This is a genomic window from Hymenobacter metallilatus, assembly GCF_003944705.1.
GTDB classification, from domain to species: domain Bacteria; phylum Bacteroidota; class Bacteroidia; order Cytophagales; family Hymenobacteraceae; genus Hymenobacter; species Hymenobacter metallilatus.
Map to the genome: position 1 here is coordinate 75,101 of NZ_RWIS01000011.1, position 17,140 is coordinate 92,240.

The window sequence follows — 17,140 nt, forward strand, 5'->3', positions numbered from 1 at the left end:
GCTAGTAACCCTTCCTGTGCTCCTGCCTTTCGCTTATGCCTGCTGCTACTTTGCCCGTTACGTCCGCTCCGCTGGCGGCTCCCACGCCGGGGGCGGCCATGCACGCGCTGATGGAGCGGCTTTACCCCATCTGCCGCAGCCTCACGGGCAACGGAGTACGCCAGACGCTGGCCATCCTGCGCGAGTATCTGCCGGCTTTGCGGGTGCACGAGGTGCCCAGCGGCACCCCAGCCCTCGACTGGACGGTGCCGGCCGAATGGAACATCCGCGACGCCTGGGTGAAAAATGCGGCCGGGGAGCGGGTCATTGATTTCCGCCAGCACAACCTGCATATACTACAGTACAGCACCCCGGTGCACGGGTGGTTTTCGCGCCAGGAGTTGGAGGATCATCTGTTTTCCCTGCCCGAGCAGCCTCACCTCATTCCGTACCGCACCAGCTACTACCAGCCTAACTGGGGCTTCTGCCTCAGCCACCAGCAGCGCCAGCAACTCCAGGATGAGTACTACGAGGTCTGCATCGACAGCACCCTGGACGAGCACGGCACCCTCACCTACGGGGAGCTGGTGCTGGCAGGTACCTCCGAGGAGGAGGTGCTGCTGTCCTGCCACTGCTGCCATCCGTCCTTGGCCAACGACAACTTGTCGGGGCTGGTAGTGGCCACTTTCCTGGCCCGCGAGCTGGCCCGCACGCCCCGGCGCTACACTTACCGGTTTGTGTTTGTGCCCGGCACCATCGGGTCCATTGTATGGCTGAGCCGCCACCAGGACACGGTGGGCCTGATCCGGCACGGGCTGGTGCTCACGCTGCTGGGTGGGGCCGGGCACTTTACCTACAAGCAAAGCCGCCGCGCCACTGCCGAGGTGGACCGCGCCATGGCCCTGGTGCTGCGTGATGCCCAAGTGCCCCACGCCCTGCGCCCCTGGCTGCCTTATGGCTACGATGAGCGGCAGTACTGCTCTCCGGGCTTTAACCTGCCGGTGGGCTGCTTCTCGCGTACCCCTTTCGGGGAGTTTGCCGAGTACCATACCTCCGCTGATAACCTGGATTTTGTAGCGCCAGAGCAGTTGGCCGAAAGCCTGAGTGTACTGGAAGCCCTGTGCCTGACCCTGGAAAGCAACCGCACCTACCGCAACCTGCAACCCTACGGGGAGCCGCAACTGGGCCGCCGGGGATTGTACAAGGGTGTGGGCGGGGGGCAGGAAGGGGCCGACTGGCAGCTGGCTTTGCTCTGGGTGCTCAACCTCTCTGATGGGCAGCACAGCCTGCTTGCCATTGCCGAGCAGGCAGCCCTGCCCGTACCGCTGCTGCACCGGGCCGCCGTGGCACTGGAAGGCGTAGGGCTGCTGCACGCTTCGTGATCCGAATATCATCTGCTTCTCCCCTCAATTTTATGCTGTATGAATACGCTCTATGTTGATCCTGCTCTTTCCGATGATGAACGCCGGAAACGGCTGTTTGATGGCCAGATCTGCGTCTACCCTCCGGGGCCCGCTGCGCTGGCGCTGGTAGAGTTTGCCCGCTTTATGATTGAGGAAGCCTTCGGCGAGTTGGACCCCGTAACGGCCCAGCATCAGCTCACGGCCCCCGAGTATGAGGCCCTGCTCAACAGCTTCAAGCCGGCGTTCATCAACCATGCACGCTCCAAGCAGCTGGTGCAGGCCATTTTGCTGGAAATGGGGTGTGACCCGGAGAAAACCTATTTCGATGTGCCCCGCATGCGCACGGCTACCAGCAACCAGTTTCTGAGCCGGGGTATTGCCTATTCGTTCGAGGCGCACCGCGACACCTGGTTTTCCGGACCCCTGTGCCAAGTGAACTGGTGGTTCCCGATTTATGAGCACGAATCGGGCAATACCATGGCCTTTCACCCCGAGTACTGGGCGCAACCCGTGCCCAACGGCTCCGAGGGCTACAACTGCCACGAGTGGTACACCGAAGGCGCCCGCTTGGCGCAGAACCCCGGCGTACCCGACCGGCGGCAGCGGCCCCAGCCGGTGCAGGCCCTGCGCCTCGATCCGCAGCTGCGGGTAATTTCCCCGGTGGGCGGTATTACGGTCTTTTCGGCCGCCCAGATGCACTCCACCGTGCCCAACCACACCGGAAAAACCCGGTTCAGCATTGATTTCCGAACCGTGAACCTGGACGACCTGCTGGCCCACCGTGGCGCTCCCAACTACGACTCCGCCTGTACCGGCACCACCCTGGCCGACTATTACCGCCTCGCCGACCTCCGCCGGCTCCCGCCGGAGCTGATTGCGGAATATGAGGCCGGCACGCCGCTCGAATCAGTTACCTACGCACCCCAAACGCTCCAGTCGGAGCCCCTCTGATATGCTGCACGACTCCACTGTTGCTCCTCTTGCCCCTCTTGCCCCGGCCACCTCATTTGCGCATCAGCCCCGCAATTTTACCCGCTCCAATCTGCTGAAGCGCCGGTTTAACGAGGTAATTCCGGGTGGGGGCCACACGTATGCCAAAGGCGACGACCAGTTTCCGGAGTTTATGGCCCCTTACATCGTGCGGGGTAAGGGTAGCCACGTCTGGGACGTGGATGGCAACCAGTTTGTGGAGTTTAACGCCGGGTTGCGTTCCGTTACGCTGGGCCACGCCTATGCCCCGGTGGTGGAGGCTGCCCAGCGGCAAATGGAGCTGGGCACCAACTTCGGCCGGCCGGCCCTGCTGGAGCTGGAGGTGGCCGAGGAGTTTCTGGCCTGCACCCAGGCCGGCGAAATGGTGAAATTTGCCAAAAACGGCTCCGATGTAACCAGTGCCGCCATCAAGCTGGCCCGGGCCTACACCGGCCGCGACCTGGTAGCGCTGTGCCAGGATCATCCGTTTTTCTCCGTCGACGACTGGTTTATGGGCACCACGCCCGTGCAGGGCGGCATTCCGGAAGCTACCAAGGCCCTGAGCCTGAAATTCCGCTACAACGACCTGCCAGGGCTGGAAGCCCTGCTGGCTGCCCACGCGGGTAAGGTGGCCTGCGTGATTATGGAAGTAGAAAAAGACCAGGAACCGGCCCCCGGCTACCTGGCCGGTGTACAGGCGCTGTGCCGCCGGGAAGGGGTCATCCTGATTTTTGACGAAGTAATTACCGGTTTCCGGTGGGACAACCGCGGAGCCCAGTACCGGCACGGCATTCAGCCCGACTTATCTACCTTCGGCAAGGCCATTGCTAACGGATTCAGCCTGGCGGCCCTCACGGGGCGCCGCGAGCTGATGGAGCGGGGCGGCATCTACCACCCGCACGAGCGGGTATTTCTGCTCTCTACCACGTACGGGGCCGAAACCCACGCCCTGGCTGCCGCCCGCGCCGTCATGCAGATTTATCAGGAGGAGCCGGTGGTAGAAAAGCTACACGCGCTGGGGGAGCGGCTGGCGGTTGGTTTCCGGCAGGCCGTAGCGCAGTACGAGCTGCAGCCCTACGTGGAACTGCTGGGCAAGCCCTGCTGCCTCACCTACGCCACCCGCGACCAGGATGGAATTCCTTCTCAGGCCATGCGGGCCCTGTTTCTGCAGGAAACCACCCGCCGCGGTATCCTGTGCCCGTCCTTCGTGACCAACTATTCCATGACCAACGACATCATCGACCAGACCATCGACAGCCTGTTCGAGGTGCTGGCCATTTACCGCCGGGCCCTGGATGAAGGAGTGGAGAACTACCTGACCGGCCGCCCGCTCAAAATTGTGTACCGGCGCTACAACTAGCGTCGCTTGCCAGGGAATCACCGGCAAGCAGAGGGCATGGTGCCAGCTCTGGTACTGAAGCGGAAACCGGCAACGGGTGCCGTAACGGGTAGCCCGGCCGCCCCTTCCTGTTGGCAATGCCAGGGAGGAGGGACGGCCGGGCTACGGTTGCTTCCGGGGTGGCCAACAGGCCGGTGCTACTGCTAAGCAGAGCACCTGCTCATGGGCTTGTACACGGGCTTACAGGCTGGGCCGAAGCCAGGAAACAAGCCTGGGTGGGGTAGGAGGGCTCCATCTGACTAGGGTTAGCAGGTGCAGGCCCCAGCGCACGGGAAGCCAGCGTAGGGAAACCGGCAAGTGGCGCAGGGCGGGCAACTGCAGCAGCTGCAGCACCTTGCGCGCCCCGGCGGCATCATGCTGGCGCAGGGCCCGGTAGGCACCAGCCAGCACAAACTGATGGAAGAAGTGGGACTCGGCCTGCCGCAGGCGCGACTCAGGCAGCAGATTATGAGTACGGGCCTTCTGGAAAATGCGTAGCAGCAGCTGAATGTTCTGCTCCTGAAACATGCCGGTAGTCAGGGCCCCGTCGTGCACGGAGTACGCGGCCGTTACGGCTGGTACCTGGAGCACGCCCCCGTAGGCAAATACCCGCAGCCACAGGTCCGTGTCGTCGGTGTCGCGCTGGGTGGGGTCGGGGCCGCCTGTGCGCAGGTAAGCCTCCCGGCTCACCACCAGCGCCGGTATCCGCACCAGGGCTGAGTCGGTCAGCAGGGCCTCTACGGCCTGGGTGGGGGGTAAGTACGTGGTGTGCCGGGGCACCTGGCGCTGCAACTCCTGGCGGTTGCCATCTACTACGCTTACCCCAAACAATACCGCATGTTGCTGCTGGCGTACCCGGCGTAGCGTGTGCAGCATGGTTAACAGGCCGCCGGGCAGCAGATAATCATCATCGTGGAGCATCAGAATGTAATGCCCCCGGGCTCTTTCCACGCAGGCTACCCAATTGGTGGCGGCACTGCCGCCGGCGGGGTTACGGTAATAGCGCCAGCGCCCCCCGGGCTGGTTGTGGAGCACATGGGCGCTAACCTTTTCGCTGAAGTCGTTGTGGGTGGAGTTATCAGAAATGATAACCTCCACCTCGGCCGGGAGCGGACCAATAGAGCGCAGGGCGCGGGCCAGCAGTTCCGGCCGGTGGTAGGTAGGGACGCAGATGCTCAGCAGCGGAGTAACCCCCGCTGGTTGGGCTGGCGGAAGCCAGGGCTGCCGGGCCCGAAGCTGCACCAGCTGGCGGGTAGCCTGTACATCGCGCCAGTGTTGCCAGAGGTAGCGTACTGCCTGCAACGATTCCCGCTCGGCCAGGGCCGCATAGCCCAAAATAGCCAGCTGCCGGGGAAGGGCTCTGAGCAGCAAACCAGGCGCTTGCCGAGAGGTGGTATTCTTCAGCAGCAGCAGCCATTGGTTTTTTACGGCATCGGTGCGAATGGCCCCGCTCAGGCGGCGGCGCAGGCGCAGGTTGGCCGGCAGGAACTGGCGGGGGTGCAGGGCCCGGCAAGCGGGCTCAAACAAGGTTTTCCACCCGTACAGGCGGCCACGCCAGGCAATATCCCAGTCTTCCTTGTGCGCAAAAAAGCGCGCATCAAAAAACTCGCCCTGAACCCGCAAGTCATCAATAAATTCGCGCCGAAACAACGGTAGGGCACCGTCGGCGCCATCCACGTGCGCTTGCGCAAGGGCCCCCACCTCGCTCAGGCGCCGGCCGTGCAGGCGCAGGCCGAAGCGGCCATCTGCCAGCGCCTGCATACCAGCGCTATCAATGCGGGGGTCTTCCTCGGAGCTTTGCAGCAGCAGACCGCACACAGTGCCAATTTGCTCATGCTGCCGGATGGCAGCTACCGCCCGCTCCAGATAATCGGGGGCCATTTCTACATCGGGGTTTACCAGCAATACCAACTCATGGGTGGTGCGGTCGAGGGAGTAGTTATGGCCTCCGCAGAAACCCGTATTACGGGGCAGTTGGTGCAGACTCAGGCGGGCATCGGTGGCGGCCAGGGCAGCCACCCGGCTGCACGTATCATCGTACGAATCATTATCTACCACCCACACCTCAAAATCGGTGTATGATTGGGCCAGCACAGATGCCAGGCAGGCTTCAATGCTCTCGGCACTATTCCAGGTTACCAGGGAAAGTAAAGCAGTAGGCATGGCAAATCAAATCAGAAGACGAGTGAGTCAGGAAGCAGAGGTTACCACTGCCGCCCCCTGCCGGCTGAGGGCTTTCTCAACCAAATGGCGGAGCGCCGCCGTATCCACCCGCAGGTCGTCGCGCTGGGCATTGGTGCGCGTGGTGCTGGCGTGGGGTGTTTCACATACCAGATACTGGTGCTGAATGCTCAGGCGGGACGTGAACTCAAGGTAATCGGCCACCACGAAGCTGGTTGGAAACAGCTCAATCAGCTCGGCTCCGGGTGGGCTCACCACAATATTGGCCAGACCGGCTCCCACCGGCGAAACAATAATGCGGGCCTGGGCAAACAGGGCAGTTTTCTCGTCCTGGGTGTACGGCGTGAGAACATGCGTCTCGAATCCGTATTCCTGCAGCAGTGCTTCCACTTCAGGCTCGTTGAGAACATGCCGGCCCGGTGCATCGCGGCGGCTGATATAGAGCAGGGGCCCGAAGGAGCGTTGCACGGGCGGGGGTGGGAGCAGAATGCTGCGCAGAAAATCACAGGCCCATGTGGGCGTGTGCGTAAGCCGCCCTCGTACTCCTGAGGTAGCCAATACCCTGCGTGCCCGAATATGGGGTGTGGTGCTGATATCCAGGATCCGCTCGGGCCCGATGCCCAGCGCCGCCAGCGAGTCCACGACAAACCGCTTCGATTTGTCGTAGACCAGAAAATAATCGACCGTGTCCAGGAGGCCGGCCTCCCGCACCAGGTACAGCTTGGGCAGGGAGTCGATAAGCCAGTGGTAATAGTTGCCGCTGGCCGCGCCTCCCCCCGAAAGCAGGCTGCACACCGTGCCCGGTACATCCAGCGGGGGCACAAAATACCGCTGCTGAAAAATGTTGTTGTCCTGGGGGGCTGTAAGGTCCCAATGCTGCTTGCTGTACTGGAAGGATGCATCCCCCACCAGCTTATTATCGGCCGCAATAATGGCAACACTGTTGAAGTTATCGGCATACACCCGTCCATCCCGCAGGGCTACCACAAATGCCTCCGGCACCGACTCTTCCCGGTGAGGCTTATCGTGCAGGCCCTCGTACACGGAGGCCTGCTCGTAAAAATCGTTGGGCACCACCAAACGCGAAATGTAAGGCGGTACTACCCCGTAGTAAGCGGCCGTGCTGCCCGGCAGGGTAGCCAGCACCCAGCTGCTAGTATGCACGCCGGTGGGCCGGTACTGGCTATTGAAAGGCACCCATTCGCGGAGCAGGCGACCTGCCTTGCGGCGGGCTCTGAGTAAGGCATCATGCATAACCCCCAGTCGGTTTAAGTAATACTACCTCAGCAAGCAGTTTGGCTGGCCGTACCCTGCTCAAACCAGCTGCGGCTCCGGCAGCCGGGTGGCCTGCTGCCACTCCGCCGACTGGAGCACGCTCATAATACCTTCGCGCAGGCCAATGGCGTGCTGCCAGCCCAGGCTGCGTAGCTTGGTCACGTCCAGTAGCTTGCGTGGGGTGCCGTCGGGCTTGGAGAAATCGAACAGAATTTCACCGGCATACCCCGTTAGCTCGGCTACCAGGTCGGCCAGCTCCTGAATGCTGATGTCGCGGCCGGTACCAATGTTCACGGGCTCGGCCCCATTGTAGTGCAGCAGCAGATGCAGGCAGGCATCGGCCAGGTCATCCACGTGCAGAAACTCGCGGCGCGGTGTGCCCGTGCCCCACACCTGCACCCGAGGCAGCCCCCGGTCCACGCCCTCGGAAAACTTGCGCAGCAAGGCCGGCAGCACGTGCGAGTTTTGCAGGTCGTAGTTGTCGCCGGGGCCGTAGAGGTTAGTTGGCATGGCCGAAATAAAGTTGCACCCGTACTGGCTGCGGTAAGCCTCACAGAGCTTGAGGCCGGCTATTTTGGCAATGGCGTAGGGCTCATTGGTGGGCTCCAGCGGCCCGGTGAGCAGGTACTCCTCCCGGATGGGCTGCGGGGCCAGCTTGGGGTAGATGCAGGAGGAACCCAGAAACAGCAGTTTGCGCACCCCATGCTGCTGGCTCTGGCTGATGATGTTGTTCTGTATCATCAGGTTGTCGTAGAGGAAATCGGCCCGGTAGGTGTTGTTGGCCACAATGCCGCCTACTTTGGCGGCGGCCAGCAGGACATACTCCGGGTTTTCCAGGGCGAAGAAGTCCTCCACGGCAGCCTGGTCGCGCAGGTCCAGCTCCTGGGAGGTGCGCGTTACCAGGTTGTGGTAGCCGGCCCGCTTCAGCCGGCGCAGCAGGGCCGAGCCCACCATGCCCCGGTGGCCGGCCACGTATATTTTGGCATTGTGTTCCATGAGGGAGAGAATAGGTGAAATAGTGAGGTGGTGAAGTGGTGAGTTTGATGTTCTGGTGGTCATATCAGGGCAAGTGGCGCAAGTGGCGCAAACAGCCCGTTAAACTCACCACCTCACCCTGTTACCGCTTACTCATCGTGGTACATAATCTGGTGGCCGGCTTCCAGCAAGACGGCGTCCCGGCGGAACAGGCGTAAATCGGCCTGCACCATATCCTGTACCAGGGCGGGCAGGTCGTACTGAGGCTCCCAGCCCAACTCGGTCTTGGCGCGGGTAGGGTCGCCGATAAGCAGCTCTACTTCGGTTGGCCGGAAATACGCGGGGTCCACGGCTACTACTTCCTGCCCCAGGGGCAGCTGAAAATCAGGATGGTGGCAGGCTACCACAACGCCGGTTTCCTGTACGCCCTTGCCGCTAAAGCCCACCTCAATACCTAACTCGGCAAAAGCCAGGCGCACAAACTCGCGCACGGTGGTGGTTACGCCGGTGGCCACCACGTAGTCGCGGGGGTGTTGCTGCTGGAGCATACGCCACATAGCTTCCACGTAGTCTTTGGCGTGGCCCCAGTCGCGCTGGGCGTCCAGGTTGCCCAGATACAGCTTGTCCTGCAGGCCCAGGGCAATGCGGGCAGCGGCGCGGGTAATCTTGCGCGTCACGAAGGTTTCACCCCGCTGCGGGCTCTCGTGGTTGAACAGGATGCCGTTGCAGGCGTACATGCCGTAGGCCTCGCGGTAGTTGACCGTAATCCAGAAGCCGTAGAGCTTGGCCACGGCGTAGGGCGAGCGGGGGTAGAAGGGCGTGGTTTCGCGCTGGGGCACTTCCTGCACCAGCCCGTAGAGCTCCGAGGTGCTGGCCTGGTAGATGCGCGTCTTGTGCGTGAGGCCCAGAATGCGCACCGCTTCCAGCAGCCGCAGCGTGCCCACCCCGTCCACGTCGGCCGTGTACTCGGGCGTGTCGAAGCTCACCTTCACGTGCGACATGGCCCCCAGGTTGTACACCTCATCGGGCTGCACTTCCTGCATAATCCGGATCAGGTTGGTGGAGTCGGTTAGGTCGCCGTAGTGCAGCTTGAAGCGCACGTGCTCCTCGTGGGGGTCCTGGTAGAGGTGGTCAATCCGCTCGGTATTGAACATAGAAGAGCGGCGCTTGATACCGTGTACTTCGTAGCCCTTGCTCAAAAGAAGCTCGGCCAGATAAGAGCCGTCCTGGCCCGTGATGCCTGTAATAAGTGCGCGCTTCATAAGAAGTGAAGTGAGGAGTGATACAGCAGAGAGCACGCGGTAGCCGCGTGTAGAACTTTTACGACAAATTATTGTATTATAAACTATAATTCCAACCCTATCTATAAAAATATTTATTTTTAATATTGAATAAGTAAAAACAAGCAAAAACGCAAAAAAGCCCGGCTTCCGAAGAAACCGGGCTTTTCTACCCTACTGCAGCCAGACGCTGCGAGTTGGTTATTCTACTGCTTAAATCAGGCGGGTAGCCACGCGCTGACGCGCAACTGAAACCGGAGCAGCAACCAGAGTGGGGCGCAGGGCCACCGGAGCCGAAGTAGCGCCCGTTGCTGGGTTCAGTACCGCGGCCATGGCCGAAGCGGCTGGCTGGAAGGGCGTGAAGGGCTGGAAAGCCGTACCCCCCGATTTGCTCCATACTTCCACTCCGGAGAGGTTCAGGTCGCCGCCGCTGCTGGTTAGCTGAATGGAGCCATTGGTAACCGTAACAGCGTACGGGCCAATCTTTTTCCAGCTGCCGGCCGAACCGGTGTTGTAATTGCTCAGTACGGTCTGGCCGTTCAGGGCAATGCTCACCGTCTGGGCCGCATTGTCTTCCCAGATATATGCGTACACCTCGTATGTTCCGTTGGGTACGCTGGTCATCGTGAAGGTCAGGTTACGGCTATACACCGAGGAGCGAATCATCTGCGCACGGGCCGTTGTGGTGGCCGGGTTCAGAGTAACGCCCTGGTTAGCGAAGGGCGTGCCGTTGGTGCTGTAGTTGGCCGCCGTGCTAGCCTGCCAGGCGTTGCCATCCAGGGAGGTGGCAGCCCCATTGAGGTTGATGGCCCGATAGAACGTGGCGGTAGCAGCCGAAGCCGGATTCACAGTAACGGTAACGGGGGCGGAGGTAGTGGCGGCGCCGGCATTGTCAGTGGCTTTGGCCGTGAGCGAGGCCGGGCCGGTGGCCGTGGGCGTCCAGCTCAGCTGGAAGGGAGCCGAGGTGTCCTCGCCCAGCTTGGTCGAGCCGTTGAAGAACTCCACCTTGCTCACCGAGCCGTCGCCGTCGGCGGCGGTGGCCGTCAGGGCCAGGGCCGTATTCACCGTGACCGAGGAGCTGGCTGCCGACAGGCTCACCGTCGGGGCCTGGTTCTGAGTGGTGCTATTGTGTTTCCACACTTCAATACCCGAGAGGTTCGGATGACCACCCGACGTAGCCAGTACAATGTTGCCATCGGTTACGTTAACCTGGTACGGCCCCAGTCGCTCCCAATGGCCGGCCGCGCCTGTGTTGTAGTTGGCACGCACCGTCTGGCCTTCCAGTACAATGTTGGTCGTTTCCGGGCCATTATCTTCCCAGATGTAAGCGTACACGCTGTACGTACCGTTGGCCACGTTGCTAAGCGTAGCGCCCACATTGGTGCCGCCCAGGGCCGTGGTGAGCATGGCAGCGCGGGCCGCATCGGTGCTGGGCTGCAGCGTGGTGGAGGTGTTGCTGAAGGCCATACCGGTCACCTGTAGGTTAGCCGCGCCGGCCGAAGCCTCCCAGCTGTGGCCATCCAGGGTAGAAGCCGGCCCACCCAGGTCAATAGCCCGGAAGAACGTAGCGTTGGCCGGACCAGTGAAGGTAGGCGAAGGCGTGGTGGTAGTAGCCGGATTCACAGTAACGGTAACGGGGGCGGAGGTAGTGGCGGCGCCGGCATTGTCAGTGGCTTTGGCCGTGAGCGAGGCCGGGCCGGTGGCCGTGGGCGTCCAGCTCAGCTGGAAGGGAGCCGAGGTGTCCTCGCCCAGCTTGGTCGAGCCGTTGAAGAACTCCACCTTGCTCACCGAGCCGTCGCCGTCGGCGGCGGTGGCCGTCAGGGCCAGGGCCGTATTCACCGTGACCGAGGAGCTGGCTGCCGACAGGCTCACCGTCGGGGCCTGGTTCTGGGCAGCCGTATTCGACTTCCAGATTTCGATGCCCGACAGGTTGATAGTACCACCCGAGGAAACCAGCGTGAGGTTACCGTCGGTTACGTTGGCCGTGAAGGGGCCGAGGCGGCTCCAGCTGCCGGCCGAGCCGCTGTTAAAGTTGTTCTGCACCGTCTGGCCTTCCAGCGCCAGGCTGTAGGTTTCGGGGTTGTTGTCTTCCCACACGTAGGTGTACACCAGATAGGTGCCGTTGGCTACGGTTACAGTAGCCGTCAGCGCGTTGCCATACACCGAGGAGCGAATCAGGTCAGCCCGGGCGGCATCGGTAGCAGGGTTCAGGGCAATACCCTGGTTGGCAAATGGCGTACCATTGATCTGGAAGCCGCTAGCACCGCTGCTGGCCTCCCAACTCTTGCCATCAATAGTAGCTGCGCCCCCGTTGAGGTTGATAGCCCGCACAAACGTAGCATTGGCCGGCGTTGGCAACGGGCTGGTAGTTACCGGCTGCGTGGGGGTAGTGGGCGTGGTAGGCGTAGTGGTAGTGCCACCCGTGTTGGTGCCCCCGGCACCAATGGTGATGTTGTTCTGCTGGCGTTTCTGCCCCCAAAGGGTAAACTCGTTCTGCTCGGTCTGGAGCGTAATCGGGTTGGGCAGGTGGTTAGTGCCGGTGCAGGAGGAGCAGGCTCCGGTGCTCAGGTCGTGGCGGTTGGCGTACGGAACGTTGTAGCCATTCTTCACAAACCCAATGGTGTTGTTGGCAATCCGGTTGTTATAGAACACCGAGCCAGGCTGCTGGTAGGCATTGAACACAGCCGTAGCGGCGTACGTAGCGTTCAGAGCCGAGCCATCGGGCAGCAGGGCACTGGTAACTTCCCGGTTGTCGTGGTAGTAGATGTCGTGGCCGGCAGCAATGTTCATGGCTGCGTTACACGTGCTGATGAACTGGTTGTTATATGCCTCAATGAAGGCAGCCGTGGTGGAAGCCGACGAACCGTCGCCGTCCGTGGTCATACCCGTGCCGGTAAACTTATTTCCGTTGGCCGGGTAGGGGTAGGCACCCTGCACGTAGTTATCGTGCACGCGGGCGGGGCTCTGCTGCACTCCTCCCGAGTTGTAGAAGTTGATGTTATCTTCTACCAGGCTATTATTGGGCTCGTTGATCACCTGATTCCAGGCAATTTCGATGTTGCCCACGTTGCGCACCTGGTTCAGGCCGCAGAACTGCACGTACTCGCCCCCACCGTTGCGGAAGCGGCCGTCGATGTTTTTGGCCTGGTTGTAGCGGACTGTGAGCGTCTGGGCGGCCGAGCCATCCCCGCTCCACTGGTAAGCAGCAATGCCCGAGGTGTGCTCAAAGTAGTTATTCTCCACGCGCACCGAGCGGCCGGAGTTTACCTCCAGAAACCGGCCGTGGCGGCGGTTATCAATGCTTTGCTGGGTACCATATCCTTTATTATTGGTAATCACCAGCGTGGAACCGCCATTTTTGGCGTCTATCAGGTCGCCGGCTCCTACCAGCGTGCAACCCGTAATTGTAACCGGTTGCGTGGTCTGGATCCGGATGCAGGGCGTGTTCGAATCGGTGCTGCGGAAGTTTCCGGTATACGTTCCCCCCTGCGTGATGGTAATGGGGGCAGAGTACGTGATGTTGGTGGGGTACTGGCCCTGGGCCTGGGAAGTGGCAGGTAGCAGACCGAAAAAGGAAATCATGGCTGCCGACAACGACAGCAGGCGGGCGCCAGAGCGGGTGCTTTTAGTCATCAGGTGAAACGTAGTGCTGAGGGCTTTTTGCATTCTGTGAGCCTTTAAAAGAAAAAAACTATATAGGAATATGACGCTAACCACATCCCTAAGTCAATTTGTTCCAGATGGCTGGATAAAATTTATGCTATTGATGAAAGTTGCTGTTCTGTCTTCCTGAGGAAGTGCTTGTAGGCCGTCCGAGCCAAGTGCATGGCACCTTGCATCTGGCTGTTTCCGGTTGTATGCTCCACCGCCAACGAAGATGTTGGATAGTAAGAACTGGCCTAAAAGCTTGTGGCAAACCTGTTTATCGCTCCGCACTGTTCCATCTGCAGCCACCAGGGGTTGTACACAACCCACTGAACTATCGGTTCCCTTTTCCATCCTATCCAAATCCTGTAAACTGAGGCGTATGGAAAGATAAGTGGGTGACCTGATCAATCTATAACTAAGAAAAGTACTAGATTGATGCCTGAGGTTCATTGCAAATGTATAAAAAGAGTTGAATATGCAAAGTCAGGTGAAAAAATTTGAAATAGTATTATTCTTCTAACTGTTAGGAATGGCCAAAAGCAAAACTGCCCGTCAGAACCTGACGGGCAGTTTTGCTGCTTGAAGCAAATGGCAAAATAATGTACGCTTTACTGGTCAATTAGTTAGCCTCACGGTGGTAGTAGCGCGGAGCATCTTTTCGGGACCTGGCCGCCGGGTGGCAGCACGCGCCTGCTGCTGCCAGGCAGCGTACTCCCGGGTTTCGGTCTGGCGTGTAACGGGCGGGGGCAGATGGATGGTACCCGTACAGGTACTGCAGGCATCGGTGCTTAGGTCGTGGCGGTCCGGAAACGGGCTGCGGCGGCCCCAGCTGACGAAACCAATAGTATTGCCCGTCATGCGGTTCGCAAAAAATACGGTGGCCGGCTTACGGTACCCATTGAATATGGCCGTGCCGGCGTAGCTGGAGGGTAGGCGTCTGCCGTCGGGCAGCAACCCACTGGTAACGATGCGGTTATGATGGAAATGGTTGTGGTGGCCGGCGGCAATGTTCATACCAGCGTTGCCGGTGCTTACCACCGTGTTGGCAAATGCCTCCACGTAGGCAGTCGTTAGCTGGGCCGATGTGGCATCACCATCGGTTGTAATGCCGGAACCGGTGAAAGTGGGGGCCGTGGCCGGTACCGGGTACGCGCCCTGGATATAGTTGTGGTGGACGCGCAACGGGCTGCTGGGGGTACCGGAGGAGTTATGCAGGTTGATGTTGTCCTCTACCAAACTCTGGTCGGGCTCGTTGATGACTTCATTCCAGCTGATATCAATGTTGCCCAAACCATGAATCTCGTTAAGCTGCAGAAAGCTCACCTTCGCGCCCCCGCCGTTGCGGAAGCGGCCATCTATGTTGCGGGCCTGGTTGAGCCGTACCGTAATGCTCTGGCCCGCTGATCCATCGCCCTGCCAGCGGTACACCAGTATTCCGGCCGTGTGCTCCAGGTAATTGTTTTCGGCCAGCAGGCTCACGCCATCATTCACTTCTAAAAACCGGCCCTGGGCCCGGTTGTCGGCAGTTGGGGAAGCGCCATAGGCCCGGCAGTTCCGCACAATAAGCTGGCTTCCGCCGGTGGTAGCATCTATCAGCGGCCCCGGCCCTCTCAGCTCGCAGCCATCCAGAATAACCGGCTCGGTGGTTTCTACCCGGATGCAGGCCTGGTCGGAGCTGACGCTTTCGTAGCGGCCGGAATACGTGCCGCCCTCCCGGATAACCAGCACAGCCTCCTGGGCCGGGCGCAGTGCACAGGTGGCGCTAATCAGCAGAGTGGCACCCCCCAGCAGGGCGTGCAGCAGCGTAAAGTTGGCCATAGTCGGGCGGAGGTTAAAATTAAGGAGCTATTCCGAGGCTACCCCCTTACAGTTAGTGCAGGAAGTAGCCAACCAGGCGCCGGGCATACCCATTCAGCAGGAAGTAAGGCAGGTAAGGACGGGGGCAGTTTTTAAGGCCAAACCAGGTGAAGTTGCGCAGATTACCGCCTCCCCGAATGCCGAACAAATGCTGATAGTAGCCCCGCAGACTGCGCTGGCGGCGGGTTATTTCCTGACCACTCTCCTCAGGGTAGGTACTCAGGCGGGCGTCGTAATTGCAGTACACCGGAAACCCGTGGCGGCGGGCCACGCTGGTGTAGTCGAAGTCGGCCAGGTAGTGGGGGAGGCGCTTTTCATCGAAGAGGCCGATGGTTTCCAGCACCTGCCGCGGAATGAGCAGACCCCGGCCGGGCAGGTACGTAACGGCGTGCAGTCCCTGCTGCCGCTCGGGGGGGAGGATTTCCAGCAGGTCGCGGCGGGTATTGGTGCGCCAGTCCAGGGTTTCGCCTCCGTACACGGGCAGGCTGGTTTCTGCATCCAGCTCCAGCGCGCCCAGTACGGCCGTGGGGTGCTGTTCGGCGCTGGCCAGCATCCGGGCCACAAAATCGGGGGCAGCCAGCACGTCGTTGTTGAGCGTCATCACATGGGTTGCTCCTTCGGCCAGGGCCCGGCGGATGCCCAGGTTCACCCCGGCCGTCCAGAACAGGTTTCCGTCGCCTTCCTCAATGCGCACTTCCGGGAACTCCTCCCGCAGCATACGGCCGGTGCCATCCGTGGAGCCATCATCCACTACCACCACCCGAAACCCCTGGACGGTTTGCTGCTGCAGCGACTGGAGGCAGGCGCGGGTGAATTCCTTGCGGTTGAAAACAGGAATAACAATGTAGAGCATAGCCAAGCAGTGTGAATTATGAGGAGAAACTACACCTGAGCCAGAGTAGCAACGGCGGGCTCCCGGCCCGGAACCCGCAGGGGGCGGGTAAGCGGCGGCGGCAGCAGGGGCTGTACCAACTGCAGCAGGCGACGGGTACGCCTGGCCCAGGTTTGAGTGCAGGCAAAGTGGTAGCCTGCCTGCCCGGCAGCCAGGCGGGCATCCGGCTGATGGTAGAAATATTCCACGGCCCTAGCCAAAGCCGTAGCCGTAGCTTCCGGGGTGGTTACCGGCACCTTACAGCCAGCGGTGTCCGGAACAAAATCGTGGGCGCCCTGGTGGTCGAGGGTGATGATGGGCAGGCCAGTGGCCATAGCTTCCAGAAACTGGGAGGCAAAGGAGTCGCGCAGGCTGCCAAACAGGAAGGCATCGTGGGAGAGGAAGGCGGCCCGCACCTCCTGCCAGGATACGGCCCCGCGCCAGGTAACCCGATCCTGGAGGCCGTGGCGGGCAATAATGGCCGGCAGCTGCGGCCCCAGTGGCCCGTCGCCCACAATGGTTAAATGAAAAGGAATCTGCTGGTCCACCCGGGCCAGGGCATCGAGGGCCAGCAATAGTGCTTTGCGCGGAAACAGGCGGCCCAGCCAGAGCAGGCGAAAAGTGGGCGCGGGCTCCCGCTGCGGGAAGGAGGGAGGGAAAAACGAATCCGGCAGGCCTGAATCCAGGAACAGCTCTACGCGGCGGGCGCCCAGGCGGCGGGCCAGCGCGGCGGTTTCGGAGTTGGTGGCCAGCACCAGGGCCGCGTGGCGCAGCGTCTGGCGCACGTTGGGGTCAAACGTGAGCAGTAGCCAGCCCACAACGTTGCGCATGGTTTCCGACTTAAACCAGTCGGGAATGAAGGCCCGGAAGGCGCGGGGTGCGCGCTGGGCACCGCCAACGGGCCCAAAAATGAGGGGCTTTCCCAGACGCCACATCCAAGAGCCCATCTGCAGGCTGCCGTAGGTGGCATGATGCACGTAGTCAAAGTCTACGGTCCGGCTGATGCGGGCCGCTTCTTTCCAGGCCAGGTATTGCCACACCATGTAGTGCAGGTACACGCCAAACTGCCAGCGGTGCAGAAACTGTACCCAGGCCGGCACTGCCACAAATACAAACTGCAGCTGGTCGGGGCTGAGCTCCTGACCATGTTCGGCCAGGAAGGCTGCAATGCCGTTGCGGCCGTCGGGGTTGGTAATGCACCACACGCGGTGACCTTGCCGGGCGGTTTGCCAGGTCCAGTTGAAGCCGAAACCATCTTCGCCGCCGTGCGCCGGGTTGCAGGCGTAGGCTGATAGCAGAACGTTCATGAGCAGAAAAGAAGGGA

11 protein-coding genes are annotated in these 17,140 nt (G+C 61.1%); 3 read left to right on the forward strand and 8 right to left on the reverse strand.

Translation table 11 applies throughout. The annotated features are described in order from the left end of the window. The first annotated feature begins 35 nt into the window (after positions 1-35). The 3 genes from EI290_RS15900 to EI290_RS15910 are packed head-to-tail and all read left to right on the forward strand — an operon-like array spanning position 36 to position 3,711. Complete coding sequence (locus EI290_RS15900) at positions 36-1,361, forward strand: DUF4910 domain-containing protein (RefSeq protein ID WP_221766270.1); 1,326 nt, start codon at positions 36-38, stop codon at positions 1,359-1,361. A 39-nt stretch (positions 1,362-1,400) separates the two neighbouring features. After that, a complete protein-coding gene (locus tag EI290_RS15905) occupies positions 1,401-2,333 on the forward strand; it encodes a hypothetical protein (protein ID WP_125432403.1) in 933 nt (310 codons plus the stop codon). Position 2,334: 1 nt separating this feature from the next. Further along, on the forward strand, positions 2,335-3,711 hold the full coding sequence (locus tag EI290_RS15910) for a glutamate-1-semialdehyde 2,1-aminomutase (protein ID WP_125432405.1): 1,377 nt from the start codon (positions 2,335-2,337) through the stop codon (positions 3,709-3,711). 219 nt (positions 3,712-3,930) lie between these two features. Here EI290_RS15910 and EI290_RS15915 read toward each other — a convergent pair whose 3' ends face one another. The 8 genes from EI290_RS15915 to EI290_RS15950 form a co-directional block, all read right to left on the reverse strand. Then, positions 3,931-5,892: a glycosyltransferase family 2 protein gene (locus EI290_RS15915; protein ID WP_125432407.1), complete on the reverse strand. Its 1,962-nt coding sequence runs from the start codon at positions 5,890-5,892 to the stop codon at positions 3,931-3,933. A gap of 27 nt (positions 5,893-5,919) precedes the next feature. Continuing rightward, positions 5,920-7,164, reverse strand: coding sequence for a glycosyltransferase family 61 protein (locus EI290_RS15920; RefSeq protein WP_125432409.1), 1,245 nt, complete (start codon positions 7,162-7,164; stop codon positions 5,920-5,922). 60 nt (positions 7,165-7,224) lie between these two features. Continuing rightward, positions 7,225-8,181 carry a GDP-L-fucose synthase family protein gene (locus EI290_RS15925; protein ID WP_125432411.1) on the reverse strand — a complete coding sequence of 319 codons (957 nt, stop codon included), beginning with the start codon at positions 8,179-8,181 and terminating at the stop codon, positions 7,225-7,227. A 128-nt stretch (positions 8,182-8,309) separates the two neighbouring features. Then, positions 8,310-9,422, reverse strand: coding sequence for a GDP-mannose 4,6-dehydratase (gmd, locus tag EI290_RS15930; protein WP_125432413.1), 1,113 nt, complete (start codon positions 9,420-9,422; stop codon positions 8,310-8,312). Positions 9,423-9,653: 231 nt separating this feature from the next. Continuing rightward, on the reverse strand, positions 9,654-13,106 hold the full coding sequence (locus EI290_RS15935; RefSeq protein WP_125432415.1) for an Ig-like domain-containing protein: 3,453 nt from the start codon (positions 13,104-13,106) through the stop codon (positions 9,654-9,656). A 597-nt stretch (positions 13,107-13,703) separates the two neighbouring features. Continuing rightward, positions 13,704-14,906 carry a hypothetical protein gene (locus EI290_RS15940; protein ID WP_125432417.1) on the reverse strand — a complete coding sequence of 401 codons (1,203 nt, stop codon included), beginning with the start codon at positions 14,904-14,906 and terminating at the stop codon, positions 13,704-13,706. Positions 14,907-14,958: 52 nt separating this feature from the next. Next, entirely contained in the window at positions 14,959-15,798 is an 840-nt protein-coding gene (locus tag EI290_RS15945; RefSeq protein WP_125432419.1) for a glycosyltransferase family 2 protein, read from the reverse strand. A gap of 29 nt (positions 15,799-15,827) precedes the next feature. After that, a complete protein-coding gene (locus EI290_RS15950; protein ID WP_125432421.1) occupies positions 15,828-17,123 on the reverse strand; it encodes a glycosyltransferase family 4 protein in 1,296 nt (431 codons plus the stop codon). Between the last annotated feature and the right edge of the window lie 17 nt (positions 17,124-17,140).

Bases quoted from the DNA above. Each gene is read 5' to 3' on its own strand.
- gmd (WP_125432413.1), bottom strand. From the start codon at position 9,422: ATGAAGCGCGCACTTATTACAGGCATCACGGGCCAGGACGGCTCTTAT.
- EI290_RS15935 (WP_125432415.1), bottom strand. From the start codon at position 13,106: ATGCAAAAAGCCCTCAGCACTACGTTTCACCTGATGACTAAAAGCACC.
- EI290_RS15920 (WP_125432409.1), bottom strand. From the start codon at position 7,164: ATGCATGATGCCTTACTCAGAGCCCGCCGCAAGGCAGGTCGCCTGCTC.
- EI290_RS15910 (WP_125432405.1), top strand. From the start codon at position 2,335: ATGCTGCACGACTCCACTGTTGCTCCTCTTGCCCCTCTTGCCCCGGCC.
- EI290_RS15900 (WP_221766270.1), top strand. From the start codon at position 36: ATGCCTGCTGCTACTTTGCCCGTTACGTCCGCTCCGCTGGCGGCTCCC.
- EI290_RS15940 (WP_125432417.1), bottom strand. From the start codon at position 14,906: ATGGCCAACTTTACGCTGCTGCACGCCCTGCTGGGGGGTGCCACTCTG.
- EI290_RS15945 (WP_125432419.1), bottom strand. From the start codon at position 15,798: ATGCTCTACATTGTTATTCCTGTTTTCAACCGCAAGGAATTCACCCGC.
- EI290_RS15905 (WP_125432403.1), top strand. From the start codon at position 1,401: ATGAATACGCTCTATGTTGATCCTGCTCTTTCCGATGATGAACGCCGG.
- EI290_RS15950 (WP_125432421.1), bottom strand. From the start codon at position 17,123: ATGAACGTTCTGCTATCAGCCTACGCCTGCAACCCGGCGCACGGCGGC.
- EI290_RS15915 (WP_125432407.1), bottom strand. From the start codon at position 5,892: ATGCCTACTGCTTTACTTTCCCTGGTAACCTGGAATAGTGCCGAGAGC.
- EI290_RS15925 (WP_125432411.1), bottom strand. From the start codon at position 8,181: ATGGAACACAATGCCAAAATATACGTGGCCGGCCACCGGGGCATGGTG.